Annotated in this window: 15 protein-coding genes; 12 read left to right on the top strand and 3 right to left on the bottom strand. The window is 74.8% G+C overall.

What is annotated here, in order from left to right; all coding sequences use genetic code 11:
- The first annotated feature begins 70 nt into the window (after nt 1–70).
- The gene (locus H2O74_RS14085) at nt 71–694 is read left to right on the top strand and encodes a DUF4232 domain-containing protein (protein WP_182112147.1); all 624 of its coding nucleotides are present in this window, start codon (nt 71–73) and stop codon (nt 692–694) included.
- A gap of 31 nt (nt 695–725) precedes the next feature.
- Here H2O74_RS14085 and H2O74_RS14080 read toward each other — a convergent pair whose 3' ends face one another.
- From H2O74_RS14080 to radA, 3 genes are all read right to left on the bottom strand, one after another.
- Nucleotides 726–1142, bottom strand: coding sequence for a VOC family protein (locus H2O74_RS14080; protein WP_182112146.1), 417 nt, complete (start codon nt 1140–1142; stop codon nt 726–728).
- Nucleotides 1143–1184: 42 nt separating this feature from the next.
- Entirely contained in the window at nt 1185–2270 is a 1086-nt protein-coding gene (disA, locus tag H2O74_RS14075; RefSeq protein ID WP_182112145.1) for a DNA integrity scanning diadenylate cyclase DisA, read from the bottom strand.
- Nucleotides 2271–2334: 64 nt separating this feature from the next.
- A complete protein-coding gene (radA, locus tag H2O74_RS14070) occupies nt 2335–3756 on the bottom strand; it encodes a DNA repair protein RadA (RefSeq protein WP_182112144.1) in 1422 nt (473 codons plus the stop codon).
- Nucleotides 3757–3817: 61 nt separating this feature from the next.
- Here radA and H2O74_RS14065 point away from each other — a divergent pair, with 61 nt between their 5' ends.
- The 11 genes from H2O74_RS14065 (at nt 3818) to chvE (ending at nt 15193) form a co-directional block, all read left to right on the top strand.
- Nucleotides 3818–4438, top strand: coding sequence for a TetR/AcrR family transcriptional regulator (locus tag H2O74_RS14065; protein ID WP_182112143.1), 621 nt, complete (start codon nt 3818–3820; stop codon nt 4436–4438).
- An 84-nt stretch (nt 4439–4522) separates the two neighbouring features.
- On the top strand, nt 4523–5260 hold the full coding sequence (locus H2O74_RS14060) for an ABC transporter ATP-binding protein (RefSeq protein ID WP_182112142.1): 738 nt from the start codon (nt 4523–4525) through the stop codon (nt 5258–5260).
- The gene (locus H2O74_RS14055; RefSeq protein ID WP_182112141.1) at nt 5257–5988 is read left to right on the top strand and encodes an ABC transporter permease; all 732 of its coding nucleotides are present in this window, start codon (nt 5257–5259) and stop codon (nt 5986–5988) included. Before H2O74_RS14060 ends, H2O74_RS14055 begins: the two co-directional genes overlap by 4 nt.
- Before the next feature lie 102 nt (nt 5989–6090).
- Nucleotides 6091–6918: a hypothetical protein gene (locus H2O74_RS14050; protein WP_182112140.1), complete on the top strand. Its 828-nt coding sequence runs from the start codon at nt 6091–6093 to the stop codon at nt 6916–6918.
- A gap of 49 nt (nt 6919–6967) precedes the next feature.
- A complete protein-coding gene (proC, locus tag H2O74_RS14045; protein WP_182112139.1) occupies nt 6968–7792 on the top strand; it encodes a pyrroline-5-carboxylate reductase in 825 nt (274 codons plus the stop codon).
- Nucleotides 7789–8814 (top strand): LacI family DNA-binding transcriptional regulator, encoded by a 1026-nt coding sequence (locus H2O74_RS14040; protein ID WP_255491647.1) that lies wholly within the window; start codon nt 7789–7791, stop codon nt 8812–8814. The genes proC and H2O74_RS14040 overlap by 4 nt, the downstream gene beginning before the upstream one ends.
- Nucleotides 8815–8945: 131 nt before the next feature.
- Nucleotides 8946–10568, top strand: coding sequence for a xylulokinase (locus H2O74_RS14035; protein ID WP_182112138.1), 1623 nt, complete (start codon nt 8946–8948; stop codon nt 10566–10568).
- Between the two features lie 53 nt (nt 10569–10621).
- Nucleotides 10622–11338 carry an L-ribulose-5-phosphate 4-epimerase gene (locus H2O74_RS14030; RefSeq protein WP_182112137.1) on the top strand — a complete coding sequence of 239 codons (717 nt, stop codon included), beginning with the start codon at nt 10622–10624 and terminating at the stop codon, nt 11336–11338.
- Nucleotides 11339–11360: 22 nt separating this feature from the next.
- Nucleotides 11361–12869: an L-arabinose isomerase gene (gene araA, locus H2O74_RS14025; RefSeq protein ID WP_182112136.1), complete on the top strand. Its 1509-nt coding sequence runs from the start codon at nt 11361–11363 to the stop codon at nt 12867–12869.
- Between the two features lie 264 nt (nt 12870–13133).
- Entirely contained in the window at nt 13134–13934 is an 801-nt protein-coding gene (locus tag H2O74_RS14020; RefSeq protein ID WP_370525760.1) for a DeoR/GlpR family DNA-binding transcription regulator, read from the top strand.
- Nucleotides 13935–14032: 98 nt separating this feature from the next.
- Nucleotides 14033–15193: a multiple monosaccharide ABC transporter substrate-binding protein gene (gene chvE / locus H2O74_RS14015; protein ID WP_182112135.1), complete on the top strand. Its 1161-nt coding sequence runs from the start codon at nt 14033–14035 to the stop codon at nt 15191–15193.
- The last annotated feature ends 55 nt before the right edge of the window (nt 15194–15248 follow it).

Genomic DNA, 15248 nt, shown 5'->3' with positions numbered 1-15248 from the left:
GCGGCGCCCCGCCGTACCGTGGCGGCAGCGGCCCCGTGCGGGGCCCGGAGCCCAAGGAGGGGACGATCCGATGAGCACCGTGCTGCGTCCCGTCGGTCCCCGGCCGCCACGCGTCTACTGGATCCGACGGCTCGTCCTGCTCGCGGCCGTCGTGCTGGTGCTCGCCCTCGCGTGGTCGCTCGTGAGCAAGGCGTTCGGGGCGGGAAGGGCGGCCGACACGCCGGACGACACCACCCCGGTGGCCGCGGCGGAGGCCGACGCCGAGGCCGCGACGGAGACCGTCGAGCAGCCGGCGGACGTCGGACCGGTGGCCTGCGCGGCCGCCGACCTCACGGTGACGCTCACGACCGACGCGCGCAGCTACCCCGCGGGGGCGCAGCCGACCTTCACCGTGGCGGTGACGAACGCGGGCACGATCCCCTGCACGGTCGACGCGGCCGCCACGCAGCGCGAGCTGGTCGTCACGTCCGGGGCGGACCGCATCTGGTCCTCGTTGGACTGCTCGCCCGACCCGGCCGCGAACCTCCTCCTGCTCGAGCCGGGCGGCCGAGCGGACACACCCGTGGTGTGGGACCGCACGCGATCCGCGGCCGGGTGCCCCGGCGGGCTGCCGGAGCCGGGTGCCGGGACCTACAGCGCGGTCGTCTCGACGCTCGGTGCGACCAGCGGGGCCGCGGTCTTCGAGCTCGGCTGAACGGAACGAGGCGGGCCGAGCTCGCCGACGGTCAGCCGACCGCGGGCGGGCCGGCCTCCTCGGCCGCGATCTCCGCGGCGAGGCCGGCGGGCGTGCTGTGCAGCAGGCAGAACTCGTTGCCCTCGGGGTCGGCGAGCACGTGCCAGCTCGCGTCCCGCTGCCCGACGTCGACCCGTGTCGCGCCGAGCGCGAGGAGGCGCTCGAGCTCGTCCTCCTGGCTGGAGCCGTCCGTGGGCCGCAGGTCCAGGTGCAGCCGGTTCTTGTGGGTCTTCGGTTCCGGTACGGCGAGGAACAGCAGGCCGCCCACGAGGTCCGCGGCGCGCGGCGCGACCCAGACCTCACCGTCGCCCTCGACGGCGGTCTCCCAGCCGAGCACGCCGGCCCACCACCGGCCGAGCCTCTCCGGGTCCGCACTGTCGATGATGGTCTGGCTGAGGAGGACGCCCATGGCGGCACGCTAGACCCGCCGGGCCGGGTGTGCCCGGCGGTGTCAGACGTAGCGCTCGAGGATGCTGGACTCGGCCAGCCGGGACAGACCCTCGCGGACGGCACGCGCGCGCTGCTCTCCGACGCCGTCGACCGCCATGAGCTCGTCGATGCCGGCGGCCAGGAGCTTCTGCAGGCCGCCGAAGTGCCCGACGAGGCGGTCGACGATGGCGCCCGGCAACCGCGGGACCTTGGACAGGAGCCGGTAGCCGCGGGGCCCGACGGCGCCGTCGAGCGAGTCCTCGACCGCGACCAGGCCGAGGATGCGTGCGATGTGGCCGAGGTCGAGGAGCTCGTTGGCGTCCAGCGCGGCGAGCGAGGCCTGCACGTCGGCCAGCCCGCGCCCGGCGCGACCGGGGTCGACGTAGTCGCGGATGACGAGCTGCCGGTCCGAGCCGACGCCGCCCACGAGCTCGTCGAGCTGGAGCGCCATGAGCCGGCCGTCGGTGCCCAGCTCGACGACGTAGCCCGCGATCTCCTCGGAGATGCGGCGCACCATCTCCAGGCGCTGGACGACGGCGGCGACGTCGCGCACCGTGACGAGGTCCTCGATCTCGAGCGCCGAGAGCGTGCCGCTGACCTCGTCGAGGCGGGACTTGTAGCGCTCGAGGGTCGCGAGGGCCTGGTTGGCGCGCGACTGGATGACGTCCGAGCCCTCGAGCACGTAGCGGCTCCCGCCCACGTACAGCGCGATGATCCGCATCGACTGGCTCACGGAGACGACGGGGAAGCCGGACTGCTTCGCGACGCGCTCCGCGGTGCGGTGACGCGTCCCGGACTCCGTGGTCTCGATCGTCGGGTCGGGCAGGAGCTGCACGGCGGCGCGCAGGATCTTCGTGCCGTCGCCGTTGACGACGACCGCACCGTCCATCTTGGCCAGCTCGCGCAGGCGGGTCGCGGAGAAGTCGACGTCGAGGACGAAGCCGCCCGAGCTCATCGACTCCACGACGGCGTCGAAGCCCAGCACGATGAGCGCACCGGTCCGGCCGCGCAGGATGCGCTCGAGGCCGTCGCGCAGCTCGGTGCCGGGCGCGACCGCGGCGAGGGTGGAGCGCAGCAGGTCCTCGGCGGAGCGCTCGGTGGTGACCACGTCCGAATCCTACGGGAGCAGGGTCGCCGCGGACCCGGCTCCGGGCGGCGCGGCGAGGGCGGGTTCAGCCCGCTGTCGCACGCCGACCCCGCGCGAGGACCAGCGCGCGCCCGAGGTCCGCCGCCTCGAGCAGCTCGAGGCCGGCGGGGACGTCGGCGCGGTCGAGGCCGCCGGCCGGCACGACGGCGCGCGTGAACCCGAGGCGCCGTGCCTCGGCCAGCCTCCGGCCGAGACCCACGACAGGCCGGATCTCGCCGGCGAGCCCCACCTCGCCGAGCACGACGAGGCCGTCGGCGAGCGGCACGTCCTCCATCGCGCTGGCGGTGGCGAGCGCGACGGCGAGGTCGGCGGCCGGCTCGACCACCCGCGCGCCGCCGATGGTCGAGACGTACACGTCCTTGTCGGCGAGCGGGATGCCGCCCCGGCGCTGCAGCACCGCGAGGATCATCGCGAGGCGGCTGCTGTCGACGCCGCTGGTCGTGCGTCGCGGGTTGCTGAGCATCGACGGAACCACGAGCGCCTGGAGCTCGGTCGCGAGCGGGCGGCGGCCCTCGAGGGTCACGGTCACGCACGTGCCCGGGACGTGGTGCAGCGTGTGCGACAGGAAGAGCCCGGAGGGATCGGCGAGCCCGACGATCCCGGCCTCGGTGAGGTCGAAGCACCCGACCTCGTCGGTCGGTCCGTACCGGTTCTTGCTCGCGCGCACGAGGCGCAGGCGCGAGTGCCTGTCGCCCTCGAACTGACAGACGACGTCGACCAGGTGCTCGAGCGTTCGTGGGCCGGCGACGCTCCCGTCCTTGGTGACGTGGCCGACCAGGACCGCGGGCAGGTCGCGCTCCTTCGCGGCGGCGATCAGCGCGGCCGCCACCTCGCGCACCTGGCCGACGCCACCCGGGGCGCCGTCCACCTGGGACGAGGCGATCGTCTGGACCGAGTCGACGACGAGCATGGTGGGGGACGTCGCCTCGATGTGGCCGAGCACCGCCCCCAGGTCGGTCTCCGCGGCGAGCATGAGGCCGGGCGCCAGCGCACCGATGCGCTCGGCCCGGAGCCGGACCTGCCCGGCCGACTCCTCGCCCGTGACGTACAGGACCCGCTGCCCCTCGGCGCGCGCGACGCGGGCGGCGACGTCGAGGAGCAGGGTCGACTTGCCGACGCCTGGCTCGCCCGCCATCAGCACCACGGCGCCGGGCACGAGCCCGCCGCCGAGGACGCGGTCGAGCTCGGCCACGCCCGTGGGCCGGGCGCGCGCCGTCTCCACGTCGATGTCCGCGATGGGCCGCGCGGGCGTCCGCGAGGTCGTGGCCACGGTGCGCGGGCCGGAGCCGGCCGCGGTGTCCTCGACGACGCTGCCCCACGCCTGGCACTCCCCGCAGCGCCCGGCCCACTTGGCGGCGGTCCAGCCGCACTCGAGGCACGTGTAGCCGGGGCGCTGGCTGCGCGCGGAGCGGCCGGGTGAACGGGTGGCGGAGCTGGCGGAGGGCATGGGGCGACGGTAGCCCGGGCCTGCGACACGGCCCGGCACGCGCGGCCCGTAGGGTGCGGCCATGAGCGGGACCACCGGCGACGGGGCGACGCCCCGGCCGCGGGGGCGCCGGACCGAGGGCAGCGCCGCGCAGGACATCCTCGAGGCGGCGCGCGCGGAGTTCGCGGCGCTCGGCTACGCCGGCACCAGCGTGCGCGGGGTCGCGCGTCGCGCCGGCGTCGACCCGCGCCTGGTCCGCTACTACTTCGGCGGCGGGAAGGCCGAGCTGTTCGCCATGGCCTTCGCCCGGCGGGAGATCGACCCGGGCGCCGCGGTGACGCAGATCGTCGCGGGCGGGCTCGACGGCCTGGGCGCACGCCTCCTGGACGCGATCCTGCGCACCTGGGACGCACCCGGGGGGCGGGAGCACTTCCGGATGGTCATCGCGGCGACCTCGACGGGCCAGGACCACCTGGTCCGGGACTTCCTGGCGAGCGAGGTCTTCGGCCGGGTCCGGGCCGCGATGACGGGCGACGACGCCGACCTCCGCGTCGGCCTCATCGCGACGCAGGTGGCAGGCGTCCTCGTGGCGAGGCACGTCCTGGAGCTGGAGCCGATCGCGTCGGCCCCCAGGGAGCGGATCGTCGCCGCGGTGGGCCCGGTGCTGCAGCACTACCTCACCGGTGACCGCGGCCCGTCCTGACCGCGGCCGCCCCACCCGCGCCGGACGGCCGGTCCGGCCGTCCGCCCCTTGCGTCGGGTGCGACCCGAGGAGGATATTCCTCACATGGGGAATACCGAGGCGGCGGCCGTGCGCGTGGCGGGGCTGCGCGTCGTCCGGGGCGGGGTGGAGATCCTGCGCGGGCTCGACCTGGCCGTGCCCGCGGGGAAGGTCGTCGGCCTGCTGGGACCGAGCGGGAGCGGCAAGACGACGCTCATGCGCGCCGTCGTCGGGGTGCAGCGGGTGGCCGGAGGGACCGTCGAGGTGCTCGGTCTGCCCGCCGGCCACCGCGACCTGCGCCGCCGCGTGGGCTACGTGACCCAGTCGCCCAGCGTCTACGCCGACCTCACCGTCCTGGAGAACCTCCGCTACTTCGCGGCCGTGCTGGGGGTGGGCAGCGCGGACGTGGACCGTGTGCTCGCGGAGGTCGACCTCGTGGGCGCCGCGGGACAGCGTGTCGACACCCTGTCGGGCGGCCAGCGGTCACGCGTCTCGCTCGGTGTGGCGCTGCTCGCGAGGCCGGGGCTGCTGGTGCTCGACGAGCCGACGGTCGGCCTGGACCCGGTGCTGCGGCGGGACCTGTGGGACCTGTTCCGCCGGCTGGCGGACGACGGCGTGAGCATCCTCGTGTCGAGCCACGTCATGGACGAGGCGCGGCGCTGCGACCGCCTGCTCCTGCTGCGCGACGGGCGCCTGCTCGCCGACGCGACCCTCCCGGACCTGCTCACCGAGACCGCCACCCAGGACGTCGAGTCCGCCTTCCTGGTCCTCGTCGGCCGGGCCCCGGGGGAGGTCGGCCGGTGAGCGCCCGGCTGACCCTGGTGACGGCGGGCCGCGTGCTGCGCCAGCTGCGCCACGACCGCCGCACGATCGCGCTGCTGCTCGTCCTGCCGTGCGTCGTGCTCGGGCTCGTCGCGTGGATGTTCGAGGGGACCCCGGTCCTCGACACGTTCGGGCCGGTCCTGCTCGGCGTCTTCCCGCTCGTGGTGATGTTCCTGGTGACGAGCGTCGCCACGCTCCGCGAGCGGCAGTCGGGGACGCTCGAGCGCCTCATGACGACGCCGCTGGGCAAGGGCGACCTCGTGGTCGGCTACGCGCTCGCCTTCGGTCTGATGGCGGTGCTCCAGGCGCTCGTCCTGACCGCGTTCGCCGTCTGGGTGTGCGGCATGGAGGTCGCGGGTGACCTCGGGGGCGTCGTCCTCGTCGCCGTGCTCGACGCGATCCTCGGCACCGCGCTCGGGCTCGCCGCCTCGGCCGTCGCGCGCACCGAGTTCCAGGCGGTCCAGCTCATGCCGGCGGTCATCTTCCCGCAGCTCGTCACGGCCGGGCTCTTCATGCCGCGCGCCGAGATGCCGGCCCCGCTCGAGGTTTTCTCGCGCGCCATGCCCCTGACCTACGGCCTCGAGGCGCTGCAGGACCTCGCCGCGGGGGCCGGGATCGCCGACGTGCGCGGCGCGGTGGGCGCGGTGGTGGCCTTCGCCGTCGGCGCGCTCCTCGTGGGCGCCACCACCCTGCGCCGCCGGACCGCGTGAGCGTCCGACGCCGTCGAGCGGCCTGACCTGGCCGACCGGCTCCCGCAGCGCGCGCCGCCCAGGCCCTAGGCTGGCCGCGCACCGGACCGCAGGGAGTGACGCATGACGAGCAGTGGCACGGATCCGCGCGACCCCGCGGCGGGCGGTCGCCCGCCCGCCTGGCCGTTCGGCGAGGTCCGGGCCCAGGAGGGCGCACCCCCGGCGGGCCGTGCGGGCGGCGCCGCGGGAGAGGATCGCGACGCGAGCCCCGCACGCCGGTCGCCCGCCCCGGAGCCGGAGCCCGCCGCGGGACGTCCGGAGCGTCGCACGCCGCCCGTGTGGCTGCTGGTGCTCGGCGCTCTCGTCCTGGTCGGCGCCGTCGTCGGCGGTGTGCTCCTGCTGGGCGACCGGGGCGGGGATCCCGCGGTGGCCCCGGAGCCCGAGACCGTGACGCTGCCGCTCCCGACGCCGACCGTGGAGCCGGTGGCGCGGGCGGCCGGGACGGCCTTCTCGGACGCCCTGCCGTCGACGGTGCTCGCGTACGCGCTGAGCGAGCTCGCCGAGGACCCGGCCGGCCTGCAGGCCGGGGCCGTCGAGGCCTACCGCCTCGCCTACACCGACGGCGCAGCCTCCGTCGTGCTGCTCGCGGCCCAGTGGGAGACGCCCGAGGAGGCGTCCGCCGCCTACGCCGTAGCGGTCGAGGCGCAGACGGCCGCCGCCGCGCAGGCCGGCGCGGGCGACGGCGCCGAGGAGGGCAGCGAGGACGAGGCCTCCACGGACACCGAGGAGGGCGCCGTCACGACGACCGACGGGGCCGAGGCCGGTCGCTACACGATCGTCCCGCGCGGCGACGGCACCGCGACCCTGACCTGGTGGAACGGCACCGCGGTGCTCCAGCTCGACGGCCCCACGGACGACGTCCGCGACCTGTTCGCCGCCTTCCCCCTCTGAGTCGCTCCGAGGGTCCCGCACGACCGCCCGCACACGGCAAGGAGTCACGATGTCCGAGGTACCGCTGGGCCGTGTCGCCGTGCTGGGCGGCGGCGTCATGGGCGAGGCGATCGTCGGCGCGGTGCTGCGCGCGGGGGTCGACGTCGAGGACGTCGCGGTCAGCGAGCGCTATGCCGCACGCGCCACGGAGCTGTCCGAGCGGTACGGGGTGCGCGCCGCGGACTCCGCGGGGAAGGTCGCCAGCCGCGCCGACGTCGTCGTGGTGGCGGTCAAGCCCGTCGACGTCGAGGCCGCGCTCGCGGAGATCGGCCCGCGCCTGCGGGCGGGGACGGTCGTGGTGAGCGTCGCGGCCGGGCTCCCGATCTCGTTCTACGAGGAGCGGCTGCCGGCGGGGACGCCGGTGGTCCGGGTCATGCCCAACACGCCCGCGACCGTCGGCGAGGGGGCGAGCGGGATCAGCGCCGGGACCGCCGCGACCGACGACCACCTCGCCGTGGTCGAGCGGCTGCTCGCCGCCACGGGCCTCGTGCTCCGCGTCCCCGAGCGCCTCCTCGACGCCGTGACGGCGATCAGCGGCAGCGGGCCCGCCTACGTGTTCTACCTCGTCGACGCCCTCGCGGAGGCCGGCGTCCTGCTGGGCCTGACGCGCGCGCAGGCGCTCGAGCTCGCCGTCGCCACCTTCCGGGGCGCGGCGACCATGCTGGCCGAGACGGGGGAGCATCCCGTCGTGCTCCGCGAGCGCGTCTCGTCCCCGGGCGGGACCACCGTCGCCGGGCTGCGGGAGCTCGACGCCCACGGCGCACGGGCCGCCGTGCTCGCCGCGGCGCAGGCGGCGCACGACCGGTCGGCGGCGATCGCGCGGGAGCTGGGATGAGCTCGCCCCGCCCGCCGGCGATGAGCGACGTCGCCGCCGTGGCGGGGGTGTCGCACCAGACGGTCTCGCGCGTGCTCAACGGGCACCCGAGCGTGCGTCCCGAGACGCGCCAGCGCGTCCTGGACGCGATCGCGGAGCTGGGGTACCGGCGCAACACCGCCGCCCGCGCGCTCGTGACCCGGCGCACGGGCACGGTCGGCGTCGTGACGTCGGGGTCGGCGCTCTTCGGGCCGACCAGCACGCTCATCGCCGTCGAGGGGGCCGCGCGCGACGCCGGGCTGTTCGTCAGCGTCGCGACGGTGGCGCGCTGGGAGGCCGCCGGGATGCGCCAGGTCCTGGAGCACTTCATGGACCAGGGCGTCGAGGGCGTCGTGGTGGTCGCCGCCCACGACGAGGCGGTCGAGGCCGTCCGGGCGTTCGACGCGCCGGTGCCGGTGGTCATGGTCGGTCCCAAGGACCTGCCCGGCGGGCGCCTGCACGCGGTGGCCGTCGACCAGTACGCGGGCGCGCGGCTCGCGGTCCGCCACCTCCTCGACCTCGGCCACGCCGACGTCGTCCACCTCGCCGGGCCGCAGGACTGGCTCGACGCCCGCGCGCGCGTCGCGGGCTGGCGCGACGAGCTCGCGGCCGCCGGCATCACGCCGGGCGAGCCGGTCGAGGGCGACTGGAGCGCGGGGCGCGGGTACGACGTGGGCTGCGCGCTGGTGCGCGGCGACCTGCCGACGGCGGTCTTCGCCGCGAACGACCAGCTCGCGCTCGGTCTGCTGCGCGCCTTCGCGGAGGCCGGCGTCTCGGTCCCGGGGGACGTGTCGGTGGTCGGGTTCGACGACGTCGACGGCTCGGCGCACTTCTACCCGCCGCTGACCACCGTGCGGCAGGAGTTCGCGGCGCTCGGGCGGCGCTGCATGGAGCTGCTGGTCGCGGCGATCGGGCGGGGGAGCGACGGCGTGCAGGACGTGGCGCCGACACTCATCGCGCCGCGCCTGGTGGTCCGGCGGAGCAGCGGGCCGGCGCGCGGCTGACGCCCCGGCCGGGACCTCGGAGCTCCTTGACATCTCTCATGTGAACGCTAACATCGGGTGGTCGTGAGCCGGCGCCTGTGGTGCCCGCTCCCCGACCGTGCCAGCGCCGCCACGCCCGAGGAGATGACTCGATGACGCTCGACCCCGCCATGGACGCAGGGGAGGCCCGCGCGGCGATCGCCCAGGGCCGCACCGCACTGGGCATCGAGCTCGGCTCCACGCGCATCAAGGCCTGCCTCGTCGCCGAGGACGGCACGACGCTCGCCACGGGCAGCCACGACTGGGAGAACGAGTACGTCGACCGCACCTGGACCTACTCCCTCGACGCGGTCTGGACCGGCCTGCAGGAGTGCGTCGCGGCTCTCCTCGACGACGCGCAGCGGCGCCACGGGATGCGGCCGACGACCTTCGGCGCGCTCGGCGTCTCGGCGATGATGCACGGCTACCTGGCCCTCGACGCCGACGGCGAGCTGCTCGTCCCGTTCCGGACCTGGCGCAACACCTCGACCGAGCGCGCCGCGCGCGAGCTCACGCAGGCGCTCGGCTTCAACGTCCCGCTGCGCTGGTCCGTCGCGCACCTGTACCAGGCGGTCCTCGACGAGGAGCCGCACGTCCCCCGCATCGCGCAGCTCACGACGCTCGCCGGGTACGTCCACCACCGGCTCACCGGTCGCCACGTCCTGGGCGTCGGCGACGCGTCGGGCATGTTCCCGGTCGACCCCGCGACGCGGCGCTACGACGCGGGCATGCTCGCGCAGGCCGACGCGTTGCTGGCGGCGCGCCGGCCCGGCCTGCGGCTCGAGGACCTGCTGCCCGAGGTGCTCGTCGCGGGCCAGGAGGCCGGACGACTGACCGAGGCGGGCGCTGCGCTCCTCGACCCGACGGGCGGCCTGCAGCCGGGGATCCCGCTCTGCCCGCCGGAGGGTGACGCCGGCACCGGCATGGTGGCCACCAACGCGGTCGCGCCCCGGACCGGCAACGTCAGCGTGGGCACCAGCATCTTCGCCATGGTGGTCCTCGAGCAGCCGCTGGAGCGCGTGCACGAGGAGCTCGACGTCGTCACGACCCCCGCCGGCGACCTCGTCGCGATGGTCCACTGCAACAACGGGGCCAGTGAGCTCGGCGCATGGGCCGAGGTCTTCGGCCGCTTCGCTGCGGTGCTCGGCCACCCCGCCGAGCCGGACGCGGTCTTCGGCGCGCTGCTGCGCGAGGCGCTCGACGGCGAGGCCGACGGCGGCGGGCTGCTCGCCTACAACTACCTCTCGGGCGAGCCGATCACCGGGCTGGCCGAGGGCCGGCCGCTCATCGTGCGCACCCCGGGCAGCCGGCTGACGCTCGCGAACGTCGTCCGCACGCAGGTGTACGGCGCGTTCGCCACGCTGAGCCTCGGCATGCGCGTGCTCGCCGGCGAGGGCGTCGGCATCGACACGCTCTTCGCGCACGGCGGCATGTTCCGCACGGCCGGCGTCGCGCAGCGGCTGCTGGCGGCGGCCGTCGGCACGCCGGTCGCCGTGGCCCGCACCGCGAGCGAGGGCGGGCCGTGGGGGATCGCCGTGCTGGCCGCCTACCTCGGCGCCGCGTCCCAGCAGGACCTGCGGACGTTCCTCGACGAGCGGGTCTTCGCCGGCGCGGCGGTCGACGTCGTGGAGCCCGATGCCGCCGACGTGGCGGGCTACGCCACCTACCTCGAGCGGTACGTCGCCGGCCTCGCGGTCGAGCGCGCGGCGGTCGAGGCGACCGGCCGGCAGGACTGACGCGGCGCCGCCCCGCCACCACGCACCACGCACCCCACGAGGCAGGAGAGACGATGACGGCCCGAACCCTGGACGCGTACCCCGACCACGTCCGCGAGTCCGTCGCGCGCACGCGCGAGGTCGTCGCGGCACTGCACGCCGAGCTCCCCCGCTGGGAGCTGGTGGTGTGGACGGCGGGCAACGTCTCCCAACGCGTGGTCGTCGACCCGCAGGCGGGGCCGGGCGCGGAGGACCTGCTCGTCATCAAGCCGAGCGGCGTCACGTACGACGAGCTGAGCGCCGACGCGATGGTCGTGTGCAACCTGGACGGCGAGCTGGTGGACGGCGACCGGTCGCCGTCGTCGGACACGGCCGCGCACGCGTACGTGTACCGGCACCTGCCCGAGGTCGGCGGCGTCGTGCACACCCACTCGACCTACGCGACCGCGTGGGCCGCCCGCGGCGAGCCCGTCCCGTGCGTGCTGACGATGATGGCCGACGAGTTCGGCGGCGACATCCCGGTGGGCCCCTTCGCCCTGATCGGCGACGACTCCATCGGTCGCGGCATCGTCGAGACGCTGCGCGAGAGCCGCAGCCCCGCCGTCCTCATGCGCAACCACGGCCCGTTCACGATCGGCCGGGACGCGAAGGCGGCGGTCAAGGCCGCCGTGATGTGCGAGGAGGTCGCGCGGACCGTGCACATCTCCCGGCAGCTCGGCGACCCGCTGCCGATCGCGCAGTCCGACATCGACCGCCTCTACGACCGCTACCAGAACGTCTACGGGCGCTGACGCCCCACCCGAAGGAGCAACGATGACCAAGCCCTACGCCGACCGCGAGGTCTGGTTCCTCACCGGCAGCCAGGACCTCTACGGCGAGGAGACCCTGCGCCAGGTCGCCGAGCAGTCCCAGGCCATCGCGCGCGCGCTGGACGACGCGGACGCCGTGCCGGTGCGCATCGTGTGGAAGCCGGTCCTCAAGGACCGCGAGGCGATCCACCGCATGGCGCTCGAGGCCAACGCCGACCCCGCGTGCATCGGCGTCGTCGCGTGGATGCACACGTTCTCCCCGGCGAAGATGTGGATCGTCGGGCTCGACGCCCTGCGCACGCCGCTGCTGCACCTGCACACGCAGGCGAACGTCGAGCTGCCGTGGGCGACGATCGACATGGACTTCATGAACCTCAACCAGGCCGCCCACGGCGACCGGGAGTTCGGGTACATCCAGTCCCGCCTGGGGGTCGCGCGCAAGACCGTCGTCGGGCACGTGTCGAACCCGGCCGTGCAGGCGAAGGTGGGCACGTGGGTCCGCGCGGCCGCGGCGTGGGCCGCGACGCGTGAGCTGCGCCTCGCGCGCTTCGGGGACAACATGCGCAACGTCGCGGTCACCGAGGGCGACAAGACCGAGGCCGAGCTGCGCTTCGGCGTCTCGGTCAACACCTGGGGGGTCAACGACCTGGTCGCCGCGGTGGACGCGGTCGCCGACGCGGACGTCGACGCCCTGGTCGCGGAGTACGAGGACACCTACGACGTCGTGCCCGAGCTGCGCCGCGGCGGGGAGCGCCACGACGCCCTGCGCTACGGCGCCACGCAGGAGCTCGCGCTCCTCGCGCTGCTCGGCGAGATCGGCGCCACCGCGTTCACGACGACGTTCGAGGACCTCGGCGCGCTGCGTCAGCTGCCCGGGCTCGCCGTCCAGCGGCTCATGAGCAAGGGCTACGGCTTCGGTGCCGAGGGCGACTGGAAGACCGCGATCCTGGTGCGCGCGGCCAAGGTCATGGGGCAGGGGCTGCCCGGCGGCGCGTCGCTCATGGAGGACTACACCTACGACCTCGTGCCCGGCGACGAGAGGATCCTCGGCGCCCACATGCTCGAGATCTGCCCGACGCTGACGACCGCGAAGCCGTCGCTCGAGATCCACCCGCTCGGCATCGGCGGCAAGGAGGACCCCGTCCGACTGGTCTTCGACACGGATCCCGGCCCCGGCGTCGTCGTGGCGCTGTCCGACATGCGCGACCGCTTCCGGCTCACCGCGAACGCGGTCGAGGTCGTGCCGCCGTCCGCCGAGCTGCCGAACCTGCCGGTCGCGCGCGCGGTGTGGAAGCCGCAGCCGGACTTCGCGACGTCCGCCGAGGCGTGGCTCATGGCCGGCGCGGCCCACCACACGGTGCTCACCACCCAGGTGGGCGTCGACGCGTGGGTGGACTTCGCCGACATCGCCCGGACCGAGCTGCTCGTCATCGACGACGCGACGACGTCGCGCGGGTTCACCCAGGAGATCCGATGGAACCAGGCGTACTACCGCCTCGCCCAGGGCCTCTGACCATGCTTGCGCGGCGTTTCGCTTGCTTTCGGTGATGTTCCGAAACGGCGCGGGCCCACACCCGGCCGACGGCCGGGTGCGGGCCCGCGTCGGCGCGCCCGACGGCTGGCGCGCAGGCCACCGCGGTGAGTGCCACGGCGGCCGTCCGCGCGCGGGGGACCAACGTCCCGGGCGCGCCGGCGGCGCTACAGCGTTACTGTTTCGCAATCAAAAGTTGGCTTCACGAAGTTGACGCAAGCGTCGCGGCCCCAGGACAGTGGGCGCGTGCTCAAGGACGAGGTCGAGCTGCTGCCCGCGACGCTGCGTCGCGAGCGCATGCTCCAGGTGATCGGCGAACGCGGGTTCGTGCGCGTCGCCGACCTCGCGGAGACCTTCGGCATCTCCGACGTGACGGTGCGCGCGGACCTCGCGGCGCTCCAGACGACGCACGCCGTGCGCCGGGTGCGCGGCGGCGTCATCGCCGGCGGGGCCGAGCGGCGCGAGCCGTCCTTCGAGGAGGCGGCCGTCGAGTTCGCGGGCGAGAAGCAGCGCATCGGCGAGCACGCCGCCGCGATGGTCTCCTCGGGGGCGAGCGTCCTGCTCGACGTCGGCTCGACCACGACGGCGATCGCGCGTGCGCTCGTCGCGCGCACCGACCTCGAGGGCGTCGTGGTCATCACGAACGGCCTGCGGGTCGCCCTGGAGCTCGAGCCCGCGATCGGCCGCATCGAGGTCGTCGTCACGGGCGGCACGCTGCGCCCCCTGCAGCACTCGCTGGTCGACCCCCTGGGCACCGTCCTGCTCGACCGGCTGCACGCGGACCTCGGCTTCATCGGCTGCAACGGGATCGACGCCGACCGCGGCATCACGAACCTCAACCTGCCCGAGGCCGAGATCAAGCACCGCATGATCGCCGCCTCCGAGCGCGCCGTCGTCGTCGCCGACGGCTCGAAGCTCGGCCAGATCCACCTGGGCCGCATCGCGCGGCTCGAGGACGTCCACAGCGTGGTCACGGGCCCCTCGGCCCCCGACCACGAGCTCGCGCGGCTGCGCCGCGCCGGCGCCGAGGTGGTCCAGGTGGAGTAGCACGACCAGCACTTCCTGACCCCCGCGGTCAGGGCCCCCGGGCCCCGCCCTGGACGTACCAGGCGGCCCATGAGCAGGACAGTTCTCGAGGAGGAGAAATGAGCACCAGGAAGTTTGCCGCGGTTGCGGTGGGCATGACGCTCGCAATGACGCTCGCCGCGTGCGGTGGCGAGGGTGCCGGGTCGTCCACGGACGACGAGGGCACGGACTCGGGCTCGGGTGAGTCGTCGGAGGGTGGCCTCATCGGCGTCGCGATGCCGACGCAGACGTCCGAGCGGTGGATCGCCGACGGCGACGCCGTCAAGGCGGGCCTGGAGGAGGCCGGGTACGAGGTCGACCTGCAGTTCGCGGGCGACGACATCCCCACCCAGTCGCAGCAGATCGACCAGATGATCACCAAGGGCGCCGAGGCGCTCATCATCGCCGCGATCGACGGCACCGCGCTCGCGAGCCAGCTCCAGGCCGCGGCCGACGCCGGCATCCCGGTCATCGCGTACGACCGCCTGATCCGCGACAGCGAGAACGTCGACTTCTACGTCACGTTCGACAACTACAACGTCGGCGTCCAGCAGGCGACGGCGCTCCTCGTGGGCCTGGGCGTCCTCAACGCGGACGGCTCCGAGGGCGAGGCCGCCGGCCCGTTCAACATCGAGGTCCACGCGGGCTCGCTCGACGACAACAACGCTCACTTCTTCTTCGCGGGCGCGATGGACACCCTCCAGCCGTACCTCGACTCGGGCGTCCTGACGATCCCGTCCGGCAAGACGGACATCGAGCAGGTCGCGATCCTGCGCTGGCAGCAGGAGGTCGCGCAGAAGAACATGGAGGACGTCCTCACGGCGGCCTACAACGACGGCAAGCCGCTCGACGGCGTGCTGTCCCCGTTCGACGGCGCGTCGCGCGGCATCATCACGGCCCTCGAGAACGCGGGCTACGGCTCCGCGGACAAGCCGATGCCGATCATCACCGGCCAGGACGCCGAGATCGCGTCGATCAAGCTCATCGTCGACGGCGTGCAGCACTCGACGATCTTCAAGGACACGCGCAAGCTCGCCGACCAGGCGGTCGTCGCGGCCCAGGCGTACCTGAGCGGCGAGGAGCCGGAGGCGAACGACACCGAGACGTACGACAACGGCATGAAGGTCGTCCCGTCGTACCTGCTCGAGTCGGACATCGTCTACGCGGACAACATCACGCCGCTCCTGGTCGACTCCGGGTACTACACGGCCGACGAGGTCGCGGCCGGCCAGACCAGCTGATCGCCGCCGAGCCGGCCTGGCGGGAGGTCTCCCGCCGGGCCGGCTCGGCTCGACC

This window comes from Actinotalea sp. JY-7876, assembly GCF_014042015.1.
Taxonomy (GTDB): domain Bacteria; phylum Actinomycetota; class Actinomycetes; order Actinomycetales; family Cellulomonadaceae; genus Actinotalea.
Note: the sequence above shows the minus strand (reverse complement) of the source record. Positions and strands in the feature narration are given on the sequence as shown.